This is a genomic window from Scandinavium lactucae, from assembly GCF_033843265.1.
Classification (GTDB): Bacteria; Pseudomonadota; Gammaproteobacteria; order Enterobacterales; family Enterobacteriaceae; genus Scandinavium; species Scandinavium lactucae.
In genome coordinates this window covers 105,126-122,485 of the sequence record NZ_JAWXRD010000003.1, presented here as the reverse complement: position 1 = coordinate 122,485, position 17,360 = coordinate 105,126, and the positions used below count along the sequence as shown (strand labels likewise).

Genomic DNA, 17,360 nt, shown 5'->3' with positions numbered 1-17,360 from the left:
TTCCGTTCACCCGATGTTCAGCAGGTTTCCGCAACCCGCACCGAACGTGAACGGAACAAATCCACTATGCCAGAAAAAGTCGTCGGCCTGGCCGAAAATCTAGCTCAGCAGCGTAAACGCAATCATCCCAACAATCGCACCGACGGTACCCAGAATGGTTTCCATCAGCGTCCAGGTCTTCAGCGTCTGCGCTTCGGTGGCTCCGGTAAACTTACCGAACAGCCAGAAGCCTGCGTCGTTAACATGGCTCACCACAATCGAACCGCCAGCGATACAGATAGACAAGGCAGCCATCTGCGCACCGGTGTAGTGCAGCTTTTCGATAACCGGCATCACCAGACCCACCGCTGTCAGACAGGCTACGGTCGCGGAGCCCTGAATGATACGCACCGCCGCCGCCAACACGAAGCAGGTAATGGCAATCGGCAGGCCCATCCCGGTCAATGCTTCACCCAGCGCCGGGCCAACACCGGAATCCACCAGCACCTGTTTGAACACCCCGCCTGCCCCGATAACCAGCAGAATAATACCCGCGGGTTGCAGCGCAGCACCGCAGATTTCCATCACCCGGTCTTTCGGCATTCCCTGACGCATCGCCAGGCCATAAATCGCCACCAGACACGCCACGAGGATCGCGGTGAACGGATGGCCGATAAACTCGAACCACTCATATGCCGTCGAACCCTGCGGTACAAAGTGAGCCGCGATAGTTTTCAGGCCAACCAGCACCAGCGGCAGCAGGATCAGCGCAAGGCTGAAACCAAAGCTCGGCATTTTGCCTTCGCCCAGATGCGGCTCGGAGATATCGTCCGGAATGTGCAGCTCAACGTGACGACTGATGAAGTTACCCCACAGCGGCCCGGCGATAATCATCCCCGGAATAGCCGCGCACAGGCCAATTAAAATCATCCAGCCAAAGTCAGCGTGCATCTGTGAGGCCAGCAGCATCGGCGCAGGCCCAGGCAGCAGGAACGCAGCGGCGGCGGCAACGCCCGCAAACAGCGGGATCACCAGCTTCACCAGGTTGGTGCCGGTGTGACGCGCCATCGAGAACGCAACGCTAATCAGCAGCACAATCGCCACTTCGAAGAACAGCGGCAGCGCACAGATAAGCCCTGCGAGGCCTATCGCGTAGTGCGCCCGGCTGTGTCCGAAGGACTTCAGCATTTTGACCGCAATCTGATCGACCGCGCCGGTCTCATGCAGAATTTTGCCGAACATCGCACCCAGAGCGACCACAATCGCGAGGAAGCCGAGCGTTCCGCCCATCCCTTTTTGCATAGTGTCGGCGATTTTATCGAGCGGCATACCCGAGAAAAGCCCTGCACCAATAGACACCACCATCAAAGCCACGAAGGCGTGCATACGCGCCTTCATCACTAAAAACAGCAGCAGCAATACGGAGCCTACGGCTGTTAAAACAAGCGTTAATGTACTCACTACTTACTGCCTTTGTTGATTAACTCAATCGTGCTGGCGACCACGCCTTCCAGCGGCTGATCGATATCAACCACTAATACATCGGACTCATCCGCACCCGGCTCTTGCAGGGTTTCGAACTGAGTGACCAGCATCTGAGTTTTAAAGAAGTGGCCTTTACGCGCCTTCAGACGGCTTTCGATCACGTCGAAATCGCCTTTCATGTAGATAAAGGAAAGGTTCGGATTGCCTTCGCGCAGAAGGTCACGGTAGCTTTTTTTCAGCGCGGAACAGACGATCAGCGACACTTTATTGGTGCGCTGCATGGCGAACGCGGCGTCGTTCAGGGCCTGCAACCACGGTTTACGGTCGTCGTCATTCAGCGCTTCGCCGGAGGACATTTTGACAATATTGCTGCGCGGATGGAGGAAATCGCCGTCAAGAAACGCGGCATGAAGCTGATACGCGACTTCGCTGGCGACGGCAGATTTTCCGCTCCCAGAGACGCCCATCAGAACGTAGACATGATGATCATGGTTAGTCGTGCTCAAAGCGATGCTCCCACAAGGTCAGTTTGTTACGGGTAACTGTTATCGGTAACATTGTCCTGCCGGGCTTTTGGATAAGCAATAACCTGTCGGACGATAAACTGAGTTGTGTGATCTACTTCAAACTTGTCGGATTAAATAGATCCACCCGGTGACAATGTGAAACCTAAATCTAACATCTTAGGCGTAACAATTTCACCCCGGATACGTGCCAGCAGACGTTCAGCGCCAATGCGCCCCATACGTTCCCGCGGGGTCAGGACGCTCGCCAGACGCGGTTCCATCACCTGGCCGATGTCGTGGCCGTGAAAACCGGCAATCGCCATATCGTCAGGAATTTTTAAGCCCAGACGCTGACACTCAAACGCCGCACCGACCGCAAGGTCATCGTTGGTACAGAAAATACCGTCGAGCTGCGGGTATTCACGCCGCGCCTGACGCATCAACTCAATGCCGGAAGAGTACGACGACGACTGCTCAACCATCACGCTGTAGGGGGTAAGGCCCGCCTCGCGCATCGCCTGCTCGTAGCCCTTCTGTTTGATGATCGTACGTTCGTCGAGACGCGCCCCAAGATAGGCAATGTGGCGATGGCCGCGCGAAATAATGGTGGCGGTCATCTGGCGCGCGGCTTCAAAGTTGTCGAATCCAACGGCGATATCAATGCACGGCGACTGGCTGTCCATCAGCTCGACCACCGGGATGCCGGAAACTTCAATCATTTTGCGGGTGCGTGCGGTGTGGGTACGCTCGGAGAGGATCAGCCCATCGATATTCCAGGAAAGCATGGATTCCAGACGTTCCTCTTCCATTTCCGGCTTGTAGCCATAGTGGGCGAGCATCGCCTGATAGCCGTAGGCGTCGGTCACGCTTTCAATGCCTTTCAGCACTTCGGCGAACACCTGGTTGGTCAAGGAAGGAAGAAGTACGCCAATCGCGCGGCTGGTCGCATTGGAAAGAATATCCGGGGCGCGGTTGGGAATGTAACCCAGTTCATCCAGGGCGATAGCAATCTTGCCACGCAGCGCTTCGGAAACTTGTTCCGGGTTACGCAAAAAACGGCTGACCGTCATTTTGGTCACGCCGACGCGATCGGCCACATCCTGAAGTACGGGTCTTTTCTTTTTCATCGTCCAGAGGCTGATAAAGGGGGAGACATTCCACCAGTTTATCATGGACGTGACGGAACCTTCCCGAATATCCAGGAAGGTTCTTCTATTTTATTTAATCAGGATCATACCGGCGGCAGATCGAACAGCAGAATTTCAGCGTCGCTGTCAGCGTGAACCGAAAGCGCCTGCTCATCCCAAATCGCCAGGCCATCAGCGGCGGTCGCTTTAGTGCCGTTAATCGACACCTCGCCTTTCACCACCTGGATCCACACCTTGCGATCCGCAGCAATCTGATGCACCGACTGTTCGTCTTTCAACAGCGCCCAACGGTACAGCTCCATGTCCTGATTCACTTTCAGCGAACCGTCGCGAGCGTCAGGTGACAGCACCAGCTGTTTACCCTGCGTGGCGTCAAAACGACGCTGCTCGTAGCGCGGCGTGATGCCGTTTTCCTGCGGAATAATCCAGATTTGATACAGATGCAGCTTTTCCGTTTTGCTCGGGTTGTACTCCGAGTGACGTACCCCGGTTCCGGCGCTCATAATCTGGAATTCACCGGCAGGCACCTGCTCTTTGTTGCCCATGCTGTCTTCATGTTCAACCGCGCCTTCCAGCACGTAGGTCAGAATTTCCATGTCTTTGTGCGGGTGAGTACCGAAGCCCTGACCGGCATCAATCACGTCGTCGTTAATGACCCGAAGCGCGGAGAAGCCCATGAAATTCGCGTCGTAATAATTGGCGAAAGAGAAAGTGTGCCAGGAGTCCAGCCAGCCGTGATTTGCATGGCCACGTTCGTTTGCTTTGCGTAAGTAAATCATGATGTCTAACTCCGTGTTCGTTTCGATGGAGTTAGTGTGGACCGGAACCGGCCAGGATGATAGTGGGTGAAAATTGACTCCTCTGTTCAAAATTTATGAACAAGAACAGAGAAGCCAAATCCGCTTATTTCGCGAGGGTTACCGTGGCAGGCGAAGCCTGTTCGAAGGCCCGTTCGAGGATCTCCAGATTGGTCAGAGCTTCAGTTTCCTTGACGTAATTCGGCGCACCGTTTTTCAGGGTTTGATACAGCGCGTCGTACACCCGGCCATAGTCACCGATTTCCGGTTTCACGTCCTCACGCACCGTCTCGCCCTGGGCGTTCACGTACTCCAGGTATCCAATGCTGTCGTCGGCGGCAAAGCCCGGCTCGCCCGGCATGATATTGGCCTTCAGACTGGTTTCCTGCTGGTCGATACCGAATTTCAGGTATGAGCCCTTGGTGCCATGCACGATAAATTTCGGGTAATCGATTTTCACCAGGTGGCTGGTTTTGACGATCGCCTTCAGGTTGCCGTAGAACAACTGCGCCTCAAAGGTATCGTCCGGGTTAGCTTTGTTTCGCAGACTGCGGATGTCATACGCCACGTGGTCCGGGCGACCAAACAGCGAGATGATTTGGTCCATGGTATGCACGCCCAGACCATAGAACGCACCGTCCTGCGGCAGGCCTGGCTGAGTTGACACGTCCGGGCGGTAGTAATCGAAATGACTTTCAATTTCCACGATATCGCCGAGTTTGCCGCTCTCGATGGCCTTTTTGGCGGTCAGGAAGCAGGAGTCAAAGCGACGATTCTGATACGGCGTGACCGTCAGCCCTTTCGATTTTGCCAGCGCGAACAGTTCTTTTGCTTCGGCGAGGGTCGGGGTGAACGGTTTTTCCACCAGCACGTTTTTTCCGGCTTCCAGCGCCCGTTTCGCATAATCAAAGTGGCTGTCGGCATGGGTGCAGACCACCACCAGTTTGACCTGCGGATCGCCCAGCACGTCGTTTAAGTCACTGGTGAAATGAATATGCTGATACTGCGGCTGCTGCTCGTCCGGCTTGGCGCTACGGCGATAAATATGCGCCACGTGCCAGCTCTCTTTGCGGTTAAGGACGTACGGGAGGTGATAGCGGGTCGTGCTTTTTCCGAAACCAATAAATGCGCAATGTAGGGTCATGGTTCAGTCCTTTTTGACTTTGAATTATCCCTACCATACTGGAAGTCAGCACAGGCAGACATCTCCATTTTTCTCCATTTTGCCCAAATTAGTTGGCGGTGTAGCAAGGCGGCAAGGGAGCTTATCCCCAGGAGCTTACTGGAGTAAGTGACTGGGGTAAGTGAGCGCAGCCAACGCCGCTACGGCGTCAAATAAGAGGGGCAAAAAAAAAGCCAGCGCGAGGCTGGCTACAAAATAATACTGGAAGCAATGTGAGCAATGTCGTGCTTTCAGGTTCTCCGTAAGGGTCTCCCTGAACGCATGGCAATAATAATCATTATCATTCGCACTTGTCTAGCGCTTTTTAACAAAAAACAGTGGTTGACGAAATTTTGTGACTCGGAGATGTTAAAGAGGACAACTAACCTCCCGCAGACGGGATAAGGAAAAAGGCATGAGTACGAGTGAGATAATAGTCCGCCACGTTGACGCCACCGACGCAGCAGCTTTACATCAGATGCATACGCATGCGGATGTTTATCACTCGACGCTACAAATTCCTCATCCTTCAATGGAGATGTGGCACGAACGCGTGATGCGTAAACCCAACAGACGGCAGCTCGTGGCCTGCATTGATGAGCGCGTCGTGGGCCATCTGGCGCTGGACGTGATGGAAAACCCGCGTCGCAGCCATGTTGCCACCTTTGGCATCAGCGTCGCAGCGGAATTCCAGAACCGGGGCGTCGGCAGTGCGCTGCTGCGGGAGATGGTCAACCTGTGCGACAACTGGCTGCGCGTCGAGCGGATTGAATTGACGGTGTTCGTCGATAATCCGTTAGGTATCGGCCTGTACCGCAAGTTCGGGTTCGACGTTGAAGGCACCGGTAAAAACTACGCCCTGCGCAACGGCGAATATGTGGATGCGTATTTTATGGCGCGGATGAAATAATTTGTCCGAAAAGTGCCCGGCAGCGCTACGCTTGCAGGACCTACAAAATCGTAGGCTCGGCAAACGCAGTGCCGCCGGGCAAAAAATCAGTATCCTGCCGTTAAATCATCCACTGAACGCGGGTCCGAGGCACCATACAGCGTGCCGTCCGGGCCGACCATTATGCTCTGGGTACTGCCCATCGCCTCTTTGACGGCCACCTTCTGACCTTTGTCTGCCAGCAGCTTCAGGGTATCCGGGCTAAAGCCCTTCTCCACCCGCAGTTCATCCGGCAACCATTGATGATGGAAGCGTGGCGCATTGGTCGCTTCGGCGACGTTCATCCCAAAGTCGATGGTATTCACCACCATTTGCAGCACAGTGGTGATAATCCGGCTGCCGCCTGGACTGCCGGTCACCAGCCAGGTTTTCCCGTCTTTCACCACGATGGTTGGCGACATCGACGACAGCGGACGCTTATGCGGCCCGACAGCGTTCGCCTCCCCGCCGACCAGGCCGTACACGTTCGGCACGCCCGGTTTGGCCGAGAAATCATCCATCTGGTTATTCATCAGGATGCCGCTGTTCCCCGCCACAATGCCGGTACCGAACGTGGTGTTCAGGGTGTACGTCACCGCCACCGCGTTGCCGTCTTTATCCACCACCGAGAAATGGGTCGTTTGATTGCTTTCATACGGTGCCAGTTTGCCGGGGCGAATCTGGCTCGACGGCTTGGCCTTATTCAGGTCGATTTCAGCGGCAATAGATTTGGCGTAATCCTTGCTGGTCAGCGCCTGCCACGGCACTTTGACGAAATCCGGGTCGCCGAGGTATTCCGAGCGGTCGGCATAGGCGCGCTTCTCAGCCTCCGCCATCACCTGCATCGCATCAGCGCTGCCGAAACCGTATTGGTGCATATCGAAGTTTTCCAGGATGTTCAGGATTTCAACGATATGAATCCCCCCGGACGACGGTGGTGGCATGGAGAACACCTGATAGCCGCGGTAATCGCCGCTGATAGGCTCTCGCTCCACCGCTTTGTAGTTCGCCAAATCGTCTTTGGTTATCAGCCCGCCGTTCTTTTTCATTTCCCCGGCAATCTGGTCAGCAATCGATCCTTTGTAGAATGCATCCGGGCCATTTTCAGCAATCATCTCCAGACTTTTCGCCAGATTGGCCTGCACCAGCTTGTCGCCCTTTTTCAGCGGCTCGCCGTTTTTCCAGAAGATGGCTTTACTGTTTTCATGATTGGGAATGACTTCACTGCCGTAGGTTTTCAGGTCATCGGCCAGCGCATCGTTCACCGTAAAGCCCTCTTTCGCGAGCTTAATGGCCGGACGCACCACTTTGTTGAGCGGCATCGTGCCGTACTCTTTCAGCGCCAGCGAGAAACCGGCCACCGTGCCCGGCGTGCCGGACGCCAGATGCGAGGTCAGCGATTTTTTGCTGTCAGGGTTACCCTGATCGTCGAGGAACATATCGCGGGTGGCCTGCGCCGGGGCCATTTCGCGGAAATCAATCGCCGTGGTTTTGCCGTCTTTGGTGCGCAGCAGCATAAACCCGCCGCCGCCGAGATTACCCGCTTGCGGGTGCGTCACCGCCAGCGCGTAGCCCACGGCCACCGCGGCATCGACCGCATTTCCGCCCTGTTTGAGGATCTCCACGCCAACATTCGTCGCCATTTCATCTACCGACGCGACCATGCCCTGTCGGGCACGAACCGGGTGGAAAACATCCTCTTCAACACCATACGACACCGGTGGTGCCGCGGGTGACGCCGTGTTGGCCGCCACGCTGAAACTGCCTCCTGCCAGCAGAGCAGCAATCGCCGCCCCGCGCCAAAAACGGGTTTCAATCATTGTTATTCTCCAGGTGAAAGGGTCATGCGCCCGCTTAAGCCTGGTTCAGAATTCCTAAAAAATCATCGTAATGGCGAATTGGAGGTAAACTTAAGGAAGCCCCAATGGGGAGGAGGAAAAGATGAAAACGTTAATTTTTCTGACGGCGCTTGTGCCGTTTGCCGTTTTAGCACAGCCATTGAACCCGACCAATAACCCTAATCAGCCGGGTTACGTGATCCCCAGCCAGCAACGCATGAAGACCGAAATGCAAACGCAGCAGCTGCAGCAGAAAGGGATGTTGAACCAACAGTTGCAGACCCAGACGCAGGTTCAGCAGCAGCATCTGCAAACCCAGATGAACAATAACCAGCAGCGGGTGTTAAACGGGCAGCCGGGGGAGCAGGTGCTGCCAAATGCCCAGGGCGGGATGTTGAGCGGCGGAAACAGTGACAAAATGCTGAACAGTTCGTCGCAGCACATGCTGCCGCAAACGCAGAACGGTGACCTGCTCAGCACCCCATCTAACCCTCAACCGCTATCCCGTTAACGACGACAACCCTAGCGGAAGTCTGGCCCGATAACGTCAATCGCATCGGTACAGATGCAGTCCACGCCCCAGCGCAGCAGCTCTGACGCCCGCTGGGGTTTGTTCACCGTGTACACCAGAATGTGCAGCCCTGCCGCTTTGAGCATCTTCACGCGCGTTTCATCCAGCAACCGATGATTGAGGTGAATCGACACGCAACCCAGACGAGTGGTTAGCGCCTGCCAGTCATCACGCCATTCATCGAGCAATAAGCCGCGCGGCAGTTCGGGGGCCGCGTGTTGTGCGGCTTCCAGGGCATCGATTTCAAACGATGACAGCAGCGGCGGGGTCATGTCTGCCCACAGCTCACGCGCGGCCAGCGCCACGGTTTTGCCGGTCAGCGGCCCGGTTCCGGTGGACGGTTTGATTTCGATGTTGGCCATCATGCCGTGCTGGCGACAACGTTCAGCGACCTGCGAGAGCAGCGGCAGCGGTTCGCCTTTAAATTCATGGCTGAACCAGCTCCCGGCATCGACGCGCAGCAGTTCGTTCCACGTCAGCTTCCCCGCCACGCCCCAGCCGTTGCTGGTGCGCTCCAGGTTGTCATCGTGCAGCAGAAAAATCTGCCCGTCCTGCGACAGCTTGACGTCAAACTCGATCATCGTGTGCCCGTAATGCGCGCCGACATCAATCGCCGCGAGGGTGTTTTCCGGGGCACGTTTTCCGCCGCCACGATGGGCGACGATACGGGGATAAGGCCAGTGACTCATATGCGTTGTCCTGTTTCACCATCAAACAGGTGCAGATGGTTTTCCGGCAGATGCAGCCACAGCGTGCTGCCCGCCTGCGGGCGTTGCTGATGCGGCAAGCGCACCACCATTTTTTGCTCACCCCAACGGCCATGCGCGAGGTTATCTGCACCCAAAATTTCCAGCGTATCCATCACCAGGGGTACGCCGCCTTCGGCCTGCGAGCTTAGCGCAATATGTTCCGGACGGATACCCAGCGTCATGCTGCGCCCGGCGTAGCCGCGATACTGCCAGTTCAGCGGTAACGCCATGCCGCTGGCGAGTTCGAAATGCGTGCCGGAGGCGCTGACCCGGCCATCAAGCAGGTTCATCGCCGGGCTGCCGATAAAGCTCGCCACGAAGCGGCTGGCGGGTTTTTCATACACTTCCACCGGGGTGCCTATCTGTTCGGCAATGCCTTTGTTCATCACCATCACCCGCTGCGCGAGAGTCATGGCCTCGACCTGATCGTGGGTCACATACAACGAGGTAGTATTCAGACGGCGGTGCAGCTGTTGCAGCTCCAGACGCATCTGCACCCGCAGCTTGGCATCGAGGTTCGAAAGCGGTTCGTCGAACAGGAACACCGCCGGGTCACGGACAATCGCCCGCCCCATCGCCACGCGCTGACGCTGGCCGCCGGAGAGCTCGCGCGGACGACGCGTTAACAAATGTTCCAGCTCAAGGATGCGCGCCGCCTCTTTCACCCGCTCGGCGATATGCCCTTTGCCCATGCCGCGGATTTTCAGGCCCCAGGCCATGTTCTCTTCCACGCTCATGTGTGGATACAGGGCGTAGTTCTGGAACACCATCGCAATCCCGCGCTCTTTCGGCTCCAGCTCGGTCACGCGCTGGCGGTCAATCCAGATATCCCCGCTGGAGACACGCTCCAGCCCGGCAACCATTCGCAGCAGCGTCGATTTGCCGCAGCCCGACGGGCCGACCATCACGATAAACTCACCGTCGGAGACATCCAGCGTCAGCGGCTGGATAACCTGGGTTTTGCCGTTGTCCCAGCTCTTGGTTACTGCCTGTAATTTTAATCCTGCCATCTTGGTTATTTCTCACTGTCCACTAAACCACGCACAAACGCACGCTGCATGGCTAAAACGATAATGACCGGCGGGATCAGCGTCAGCAGCATCGCCGCCATCACCTGATTCCACGCGGTAGTGCCTTCGCCGGTGGCGATCATGCCTTTAATGCCCGCCACCGCCGTGCCGAGATTGACGTCGGTGACGATCAGCAGCGGCCACAGATACTGGTTCCAGCCGTAGATAAAGGTGATCACGAACAGCGCCGCCAGGTTGGTTTTCGACAGCGGCAGCACGATGTCGCGGAAAAAGCGCATCGGCGATGCGCCGTCAATCCGTGCCGCTTCTATCAGCTCGTCCGGCAGGGTCATAAAGAACTGGCGGAACAGGAAGGTGGCGGTGGCCGAGGCCATCAGCGGTAGCGTCAGGCCGGTGTAGCTGTCGAGCAGCTTGAGGTTGGCGATCACTTCCACCGTCGGGAAAATACGCACCTCGACCGGCAGCATCAGGGTGATAAAAATCATCCAGAAAAACAGGTTACGCAGCGGGAAGCGGAACCAGACGATGGCGAATGCCGACAGCATCGACACCGCGATTTTGCCCACCGTGATGGTGAACGCCATGATGAAACTGTTGAGCAGCATCAGCCAGAACGGTGCGCTGTTGGCCCCGACACCGCGCAGCCAGATGAGCTTCATGTTCTCCAGCAAATGCGAGCCGGGCACCAGGGTCATTGGAGTGGCGAAGACCGCTTTGTCATCCAGGGTTGCCGCCACAAACGCGACGTACAGCGGGAACAAGACAACCGCAATCCCGAGGATCAACATACTGTGGCTGAACCAGGTCAGCCCGCGACGATGTTCAATCATTGATAGCGCACCTTACTTTCGACATAACGGAACTGCACCACCGTCAGGATAATCACCAACCCCATCAGCACCACCGACTGCGCCGCCGATGCGGACAGATCCAGCCCGGCAAAGCCTTCGCGGTAGATTTTGTAGATAAGCGTAGTTGTGGCCTGCACCGGGCCGCCTGCCGTCGCGGCATCGATAACCGGGAAGGTGTCGAAAAAGGCGTACACCAGATTGACCACCAGCAGGAAGAAACTCACCGGGGCAATCAGCGGCAGCGCAATCGCGAAGAAACGCCGCACCGGCCCGGCACCGTCAATCGCGGCGGCTTCCACCAGCGAGCGAGGAATCGACTGTAACGCAGCGAAGAAGAACAAGAAGTTGTAGCTGATCTGCTTCCACACTGAGGCGAACACCACCAGGAACATCGCCTGGCCGCTGTTCTGCGCGTGGTTCCAGTTGTATCCCATCAGCTCCAGCCAATGAGTAATCAGCCCGCGTCCGGGGTTGAAGAGGAAAATCCACAGCACCGCCGCGATGGCCGGGGCCACGGCGTAAGGCAGCAACATCAGGGTCTGATACAGACGGCTGCCGCGCACCACATAATCGACCAACGCGGCAAAAAACAGCGAGACCAGCAGGCCGCTAATCGTCACCAGGCCACTGAATTTGATGGTGGTCCAGAAAGCGTCGAGGTAGTAGCTGTCGTGAAACAGGGCGATGAAGTTGTCGAAGCCGACAAACTCGCTGGACAACCCAAACGGATCCACGCTCTGGAGGGAGTACCACAGCGCTTCGCCCGCAGGCCAGATAAAGAAAATGACGGTAATCGCCAGCTGTGGCGCGACCAGCACATAGGGCAGCCAGCGCGAGCGAAAGACCGGACGGGATGATGACATAGTTTGACTCTTTTTCGGAAAACGCCGGGTGGCGGCCTACATGAGGCAATGCGTAGGCCGGGTAAGCGCAGCGCCACCCGGCATTTCACAGGTTACGATTTGGTCGACTTCTCAAAACGGCGCAGCAGCTGATTACCCCGCTCGACGGCGGAATCCAGCGCCTGCTGTGGGGTTTTCTTGCCGGTCCACACCGATTCCAGTTCTTCATCCACGATGGTGCGGATCTGCGGCATGTTGCCCAGACGCAGGCCTTTAGTGAACGGCAACGGCGGCTTGTTCAGCATCTGACGGGTAGCGATATCCGCCCCCGGGTTCTTGTCGTAGAAGCCCTGTTGACGGGTCAGGTCATACGCCGCTTTGGTGATCGGCAGATAGCCGGTTTTCTGGTGCCATTCGGCAGCGATTTCCGGTTTGGTCAGGAAGTCGAGGAACTCGGCCACGCCTTTGTAAGTTTCTTTGTCTTTGCCCTGCATCACCCACAGGCTGGCTCCGCCGATAATGGCGTTTTGCGGCGCACCTTTCGCATCGGCGTCGTACGGCATCATGCCCACACCGTAGTTGAATTTGGCGTACTGACGAATGTCTGCCAGCGAACCGGAAGAGGCGGTGGTGATGGCACAATCGCCGCTATAGAACTTCTCAGTGGATTCATCTTTACGCCCGAAGTAACTGAAATCGCCCTTCTTATTCAGTTCTTCCAGCATCGCGATGTGCTTCACCTGCTCTGGCTTGTTGAATTCCAGGACCGCATTGGTGCCGTCAAAGCCGTTGTTTTGGCTGGCAAACGGCAGACCGTTCCACGCGCTGAAGTTTTCCAGTTGGATCCAGCCCTGCCAGCCACTGGCGTAGCCGCACTTCATGCCTGCCGCTTTCAGTTTGGCGGTGTAATCGGCCAGATCCTGCCAGGTTTTCGGTGGCTGATCCGGGTTTAATCCGGCTTTCTTAAAGGCATCTTTGTTGTAGTACAGCACCGGGGTGGAACTGTTAAACGGCTGGCTCAGCAGATGACCGGTTTTAGAATCGGTGTAATAACCGGACACGGTTGGCACGAACTGGGATTCATCAAACTGGATGCCCGCGTCTTTAAACACTTCGTACACCGGCTTAATGGCTTTCGAGGCCATCATGGTGGCGGTGCCGACTTCATAAACCTGTAATAAGGCAGGCGCGTTTCCGGTGCGGAAGGCCGCAATCCCTGCGGCCAGGCTCTGTTCGTAGTTGCCTTTATACACCGGCACAATTTTGTAATCGGGATGGGTGTCGTTAAAACGCTGGGCGAGGGAGTCAACTTCTTTGCCTAACTCCCCTTCCATGGAATGCCAGAACGGAACGGTGGTAACAGCCATGGCCTGGGAGGCAAAGGCCAGACCCAACGTCAGAGCTAAAGCGGTGTGTCGTAACGATGTCATTCGGTTATCTCTCTTGTTGTGCCGGATGCGCGAAATCACGCGTTTTTGTTCGCAACACAACATGACATGGGCGTATGACAGAAATAGAACCGGGAGATGACGGAGAGGTGACAGCCAGGCTTCAGGGAGGTGATGGAATGGTGACGGTGGAGGGACACAGTTCAGGAAACGGTAGGCCCGGCAAGCGACAGTGGACTGACCCCTTATTGTTGGACAGTCCACAGCGCCGCCGGGCAGAAATCATCAGCCGCCCAGATAGGCGCTGCGTACCGCTTCGTTTGCCAGTAACGCATCACCGGTGTCTTCCAGCACCACGTGACCGTTCTCCAGCACGTAGCCACGGTCGGCCAGTTTCAGCGCCTGATTGGCGTTCTGCTCAACGAGGAAGATGGTCATTCCCTCTTTGCGCAGTTGCTCAATGGTGTCGAAAATCTGCTGGATGATGATCGGTGCCAGGCCGAGCGACGGCTCGTCGAGCAGCAGTAGACGCGGCTGGCTCATCAGCGCCCGGCCAATCGCCAACATCTGCTGTTCCCCGCCGGACATGGTGCCCGCTCGCTGAATACGACGCTCCCACAGACGCGGGAACAGTTCGTATACCCACTTAATCCGGGTGTGATACTCGCTGCGGTCGGCAAAGAAGCCACCCATCGCCAGGTTCTCTTCCACGGTCATCCGGGAGAAAACACGACGCCCTTCCGGCACAATCGCCACCGCTTCGCGCATGATTTTTGCAGTCTGCCAGTCGGTAATATCTTTGCCATCAAAAGTGACGCGCCCGCTGGTTGCGCGTGGGTCGCCGCACAGGGTGCCGAGCAGCGTGGTTTTACCCGCGCCGTTGGCCCCAATCAGGGTGACGATTTCGCCCTGGTTGATGTGCAGGCTTACCTCATGCAGCGCCTGGATTTTGCCGTAGTGGGCGCTGACTTTGTCAAAGGACAACATGACTTTTTCCATCTTATGCCTCGCCCCCCATTATGCTTCACCCAAGTAGGCGCGAATAACGTCAGGGTTATTGCGGATTTCTGCCGGTGATCCGTTCGCCAGCGGCGTGCCCTGATTCACCACGTAAATACGGTCTGAAATACCCATCACCAGCTTCATGTCGTGTTCAATCAGCAGAATGGTGGTGTTGTGATGACTGCGCAGTTCGACAATCAGCTCGTCCAGCTCTTTGGTCTCTTTCGGGTTCAGACCCGCCGCCGGTTCGTCGAGCATCAGGATTTCCGGCTGGGTAACCATACAGCGGGCGATTTCCAGACGGCGCTGGTCACCGTAGGCGAGGTTGCTCGCCTGGCGGTTGGCGTGCGCCAGCAGACCGATGCGCTCGAGCCAGGTGGCGGCGCGATCCAGCGCTTCACTTTGCGCTTTACGAAACCCCGGGGTTTTCAGCAGCCCGGAGAAGACGCCGGTTTTCAGCTGCTGATGTTGCGCCACCAGCAGGTTTTCAATCACCGTCATTTCACGGAACAGGCGCACGTGCTGGAAGGTCCGCACCACGCCCATCTGGGCGATTTGCTGGCCCGGCAGGCCTTCAAGATGCTTATCGCGCAGCATAATGCTGCCCCCGGTTGGCTTATAGAACCCGGTCAGGCAGTTAAAGACCGTGGTTTTCCCCGCGCCGTTCGGGCCAATCAGCGAAACGATTTCCTGGGGATGCAGTTCGAGATTAACGTTATTGACCGCCAGCAGGCCGCCAAAACGCATCATCAGATCGTTAACGGATAATAATGGCTGACTCATGCCTGGTCTCCTTTGGTCTGTCCATTCTTCAGTTTCAGCTGTGGACGGGTCATCGGCAGCAAGCCTTGTGGACGCCAGATCATCATCAGAACCATTAAGCCACCCAGCATTAACATGCTGTATTCGTTGAAATCACGCATCAGTTCGCGTGATACCACCAGCAGGACTGCCGCCAGAATAACCGCGAACTGCGAGCCCATTCCGCCGAGCACCACAATCGCTAACACAAAAGCCGATTCGGCGAAGGTGAACGATTCCGGGCTGACGAAGCCCTGACGGGCGGCGAACAATGTTCCGGCGAAACCGGCAAACGCGGCGCTGATGGTGAACGCCGTCAGCTTGATGCGCGTCGGGCTCAGGCCCAGCGAACGGCAGGCGATTTCATCTTCACGCAGCGCTTCCCACGCGCGGCCCAGCGGCATACGCAGCAGGCGGTTAATCACGAACAGGGTCAGGACGACCAACAGCAGCGCCACCAGATAGAGGAAAATCACGCGGTCGTTCGGGTCATACTTCATGTTGAAGAAGTTGCTGAAGGTATCCCAGCCGCCTTCGCGCGCGGTCCGGCTGAACTCCAGACCGAACAGCGTCGGTTTCGGGATCTGGCTGATCCCGTTCGGGCCGCCAGTAATTTCGGTATTGTTGAGCAGCAGAATACGCACAATTTCGCCGAAGCCGAGGGTGACAATCGCCAGGTAGTCTCCGCGCAGACGCAGCACCGGGAAGCCGAGCAGGAAACCAGCCGCGGCAGAGACCAGGCCCGCCAACGGCAGACAGGTCCAGAAGCCGAGACCGTAATAGTGGTTCAGCAGCGCAAAGGTGTACGCCCCGATGGCATAGAAGCCACCGTAGCCGAGTACCAACAGGCCAGACAGCCCCACCACCACGTTCAGGCCGAGGCCGAGAATAATGTAGATCATGGTCAGGGTGGCGATATCAATGGTGCCGCGAGACACCATAAACGGCCACGCTACGGCAATCACCAACAGCGCAATCAGGAACAGCTTCTGTTTAACGGTCGAACCGTCAATCGCTGGCAGAACCAACTTCGGTCCGGAAACGCGCTTCAGGCCTTTCTGCACCATCGGACGCAGCAGCTGGAAGATAAACACCACCGCGGTGCCGATGTAAATCCATTGCCAACGGATATCCGCCGCGGAATTGACCACCAGCTTGGTCCCGCTCAGCGAAAGCTGAACGCCCATGAACACGCCCGCCAGCACGAAGAACATGGCGGCAGACAGCAACGCCATCGCAAAATGCATCGGTTTCATACTTTTTCTACCTCCGGACGACCCAGGATCCCGGTCGGCATTACCAGCAGCACCACAATCAGCAGCGCGAACGACACCACGTCTTTGTATTCGGTACTCAGGTAAGCGGAGGAGAGCGCTTCAGCTACGCCCAGGATAAGGCCGCCGATCATCGCCCCCGGAATGCTGCCGATACCGCCCAGAACCGCCGCAGTAAAGGCTTTCATCCCGGCCATAAAGCCAATGTACGGGTTAATCACCCCGTAGAACTGACCGAGCAGTACGCCCGCCACTGCCGCCATTGCGGCACCGATGACGAAGGTCAGGGCAATCACACGGTCGGTATTAATGCCGAGCAGGCTCGCCATTTTCAAGTCTTCCGCACAGGCACGACAGGCACGTCCCATGCGGGAATAGCGGATGAACACGGTCAGGGCCAGCATCGCCACAAAGGTCACCACCCAGATAACCAACTGCATGGTGGTTATCGAAGCAGAGAAACTTTCGCTGCTGCCGACAATCCACTGGCCGTTGAACAGGCTTGGCAGGGCGATGTCGCGCGAGCCTTCGGTCAGGCTGACGTAGTTTTGCAGGAAGATGGACATCCCGATGGCGGAGATCAGTGCAATCAGGCGTTTGGAGCTACGAACCGGGCGATAAGCGACCCGTTCAATGCTCCAGCCGTAGGCGCTGGCGATGACAATCGCCCCGACGAATCCGGCCCCAACCAGTAGCCAGCTGGTGTCGATGCCCATCATCATCAGTGCGGCGATAATCATGAACGACACATAGCTGCCGATCATATACACCTCGCCGTGGGCGAAGTTGATCATCCCGATAATGCCGTACACCATGGTGTAACCGATGGCGATCAGCGCGTAGGTGCTTCCCAGCGTGACGCCGTTAAACATCTGCTGCAGGAAATAAAGAAACTGCTCTGACATAAGGTAACCTTTTAAATCCGACAAGCCGGATACTGGATTCCACTCTAAATAATTCGAGTTGCAGGAAGGCGGCAAGTTTGCCCAGCCCCGGGAGCGTACAAGA

17 protein-coding genes are annotated in these 17,360 nt (G+C 56.7%); 2 read left to right on the top strand and 15 right to left on the bottom strand.

Annotation, left to right across the window (positions count from 1 at the left end; all coding sequences use genetic code 11):
- Positions 1-99: 99 nt before the first annotated feature.
- The 5 genes from gntU to SIK69_RS04860 all read right to left on the bottom strand — a co-directional run bounded on the left by gntU (position 100) and on the right by SIK69_RS04860 (position 5,059).
- Positions 100-1,440, bottom strand: coding sequence for a gluconate transporter (gntU, locus tag SIK69_RS04880; protein ID WP_319785554.1), 1,341 nt, complete (start codon positions 1,438-1,440; stop codon positions 100-102).
- Complete coding sequence (gene gntK / locus SIK69_RS04875; RefSeq protein WP_319785553.1) at positions 1,440-1,970, bottom strand: gluconokinase; 531 nt, start codon at positions 1,968-1,970, stop codon at positions 1,440-1,442. The genes gntU and gntK overlap by 1 nt, the downstream gene beginning before the upstream one ends.
- 131 nt (positions 1,971-2,101) lie before the next feature.
- On the bottom strand, positions 2,102-3,097 hold the full coding sequence (gntR, locus tag SIK69_RS04870) for a gluconate operon transcriptional repressor GntR (RefSeq protein WP_319627051.1): 996 nt from the start codon (positions 3,095-3,097) through the stop codon (positions 2,102-2,104).
- Positions 3,098-3,201: 104 nt separating this feature from the next.
- Positions 3,202-3,897 carry a pirin family protein gene (locus SIK69_RS04865; RefSeq protein ID WP_319627052.1) on the bottom strand — a complete coding sequence of 232 codons (696 nt, stop codon included), beginning with the start codon at positions 3,895-3,897 and terminating at the stop codon, positions 3,202-3,204.
- Between the two features lie 124 nt (positions 3,898-4,021).
- Positions 4,022-5,059 (bottom strand): oxidoreductase, encoded by a 1,038-nt coding sequence (locus SIK69_RS04860; RefSeq protein ID WP_319785552.1) that lies wholly within the window; start codon positions 5,057-5,059, stop codon positions 4,022-4,024.
- Positions 5,060-5,492: 433 nt separating this feature from the next.
- Between SIK69_RS04860 and yhhY the strand changes: the two genes are divergently transcribed.
- Entirely contained in the window at positions 5,493-5,987 is a 495-nt protein-coding gene (gene yhhY / locus SIK69_RS04855) for an N-acetyltransferase (protein WP_319627054.1), read from the top strand.
- Between the two features lie 86 nt (positions 5,988-6,073).
- On the opposite strand, the gene ggt is transcribed toward yhhY, so the two are convergent.
- A complete protein-coding gene (gene ggt, locus SIK69_RS04850) occupies positions 6,074-7,825 on the bottom strand; it encodes a gamma-glutamyltransferase (RefSeq protein ID WP_319785551.1) in 1,752 nt (583 codons plus the stop codon).
- A gap of 121 nt (positions 7,826-7,946) precedes the next feature.
- On the opposite strand from ggt, the gene SIK69_RS04845 reads away from it, so the two are divergent.
- Positions 7,947-8,354, top strand: coding sequence for a DUF2756 family protein (locus tag SIK69_RS04845; RefSeq protein ID WP_319627056.1), 408 nt, complete (start codon positions 7,947-7,949; stop codon positions 8,352-8,354).
- 11 nt (positions 8,355-8,365) lie between these two features.
- On the opposite strand, the gene ugpQ is transcribed toward SIK69_RS04845, so the two are convergent.
- The 9 genes from ugpQ to livH form a co-directional block, all read right to left on the bottom strand.
- On the bottom strand, positions 8,366-9,103 hold the full coding sequence (gene ugpQ / locus SIK69_RS04840) for a glycerophosphodiester phosphodiesterase (RefSeq protein WP_319785550.1): 738 nt from the start codon (positions 9,101-9,103) through the stop codon (positions 8,366-8,368).
- Complete coding sequence (locus SIK69_RS04835) at positions 9,100-10,173, bottom strand: sn-glycerol-3-phosphate import ATP-binding protein UgpC (RefSeq protein ID WP_319785549.1); 1,074 nt, start codon at positions 10,171-10,173, stop codon at positions 9,100-9,102. The genes ugpQ and SIK69_RS04835 overlap by 4 nt, the downstream gene beginning before the upstream one ends.
- Before the next feature lie 5 nt (positions 10,174-10,178).
- A complete protein-coding gene (gene ugpE, locus SIK69_RS04830; RefSeq protein WP_319785548.1) occupies positions 10,179-11,024 on the bottom strand; it encodes a sn-glycerol-3-phosphate ABC transporter permease UgpE in 846 nt (281 codons plus the stop codon).
- Complete coding sequence (ugpA, locus tag SIK69_RS04825; RefSeq protein ID WP_319627060.1) at positions 11,021-11,908, bottom strand: sn-glycerol-3-phosphate ABC transporter permease UgpA; 888 nt, start codon at positions 11,906-11,908, stop codon at positions 11,021-11,023. The genes ugpE and ugpA overlap by 4 nt, the downstream gene beginning before the upstream one ends.
- Positions 11,909-12,000: 92 nt before the next feature.
- Entirely contained in the window at positions 12,001-13,317 is a 1,317-nt protein-coding gene (gene ugpB / locus SIK69_RS04820) for a sn-glycerol-3-phosphate ABC transporter substrate-binding protein UgpB (RefSeq protein ID WP_319785547.1), read from the bottom strand.
- A 243-nt stretch (positions 13,318-13,560) separates the two neighbouring features.
- Positions 13,561-14,274, bottom strand: coding sequence for a high-affinity branched-chain amino acid ABC transporter ATP-binding protein LivF (gene livF, locus SIK69_RS04815; protein WP_319627062.1), 714 nt, complete (start codon positions 14,272-14,274; stop codon positions 13,561-13,563).
- Between the two features lie 18 nt (positions 14,275-14,292).
- Entirely contained in the window at positions 14,293-15,060 is a 768-nt protein-coding gene (livG, locus tag SIK69_RS04810; RefSeq protein ID WP_319785546.1) for a high-affinity branched-chain amino acid ABC transporter ATP-binding protein LivG, read from the bottom strand.
- Positions 15,057-16,334: a high-affinity branched-chain amino acid ABC transporter permease LivM gene (locus SIK69_RS04805; RefSeq protein ID WP_319785545.1), complete on the bottom strand. Its 1,278-nt coding sequence runs from the start codon at positions 16,332-16,334 to the stop codon at positions 15,057-15,059. Before SIK69_RS04805 ends, livG begins: the two co-directional genes overlap by 4 nt.
- Positions 16,331-17,257 carry a high-affinity branched-chain amino acid ABC transporter permease LivH gene (livH, locus tag SIK69_RS04800; RefSeq protein ID WP_319627065.1) on the bottom strand — a complete coding sequence of 309 codons (927 nt, stop codon included), beginning with the start codon at positions 17,255-17,257 and terminating at the stop codon, positions 16,331-16,333. The genes SIK69_RS04805 and livH overlap by 4 nt, the downstream gene beginning before the upstream one ends.
- Between the last annotated feature and the right edge of the window lie 103 nt (positions 17,258-17,360).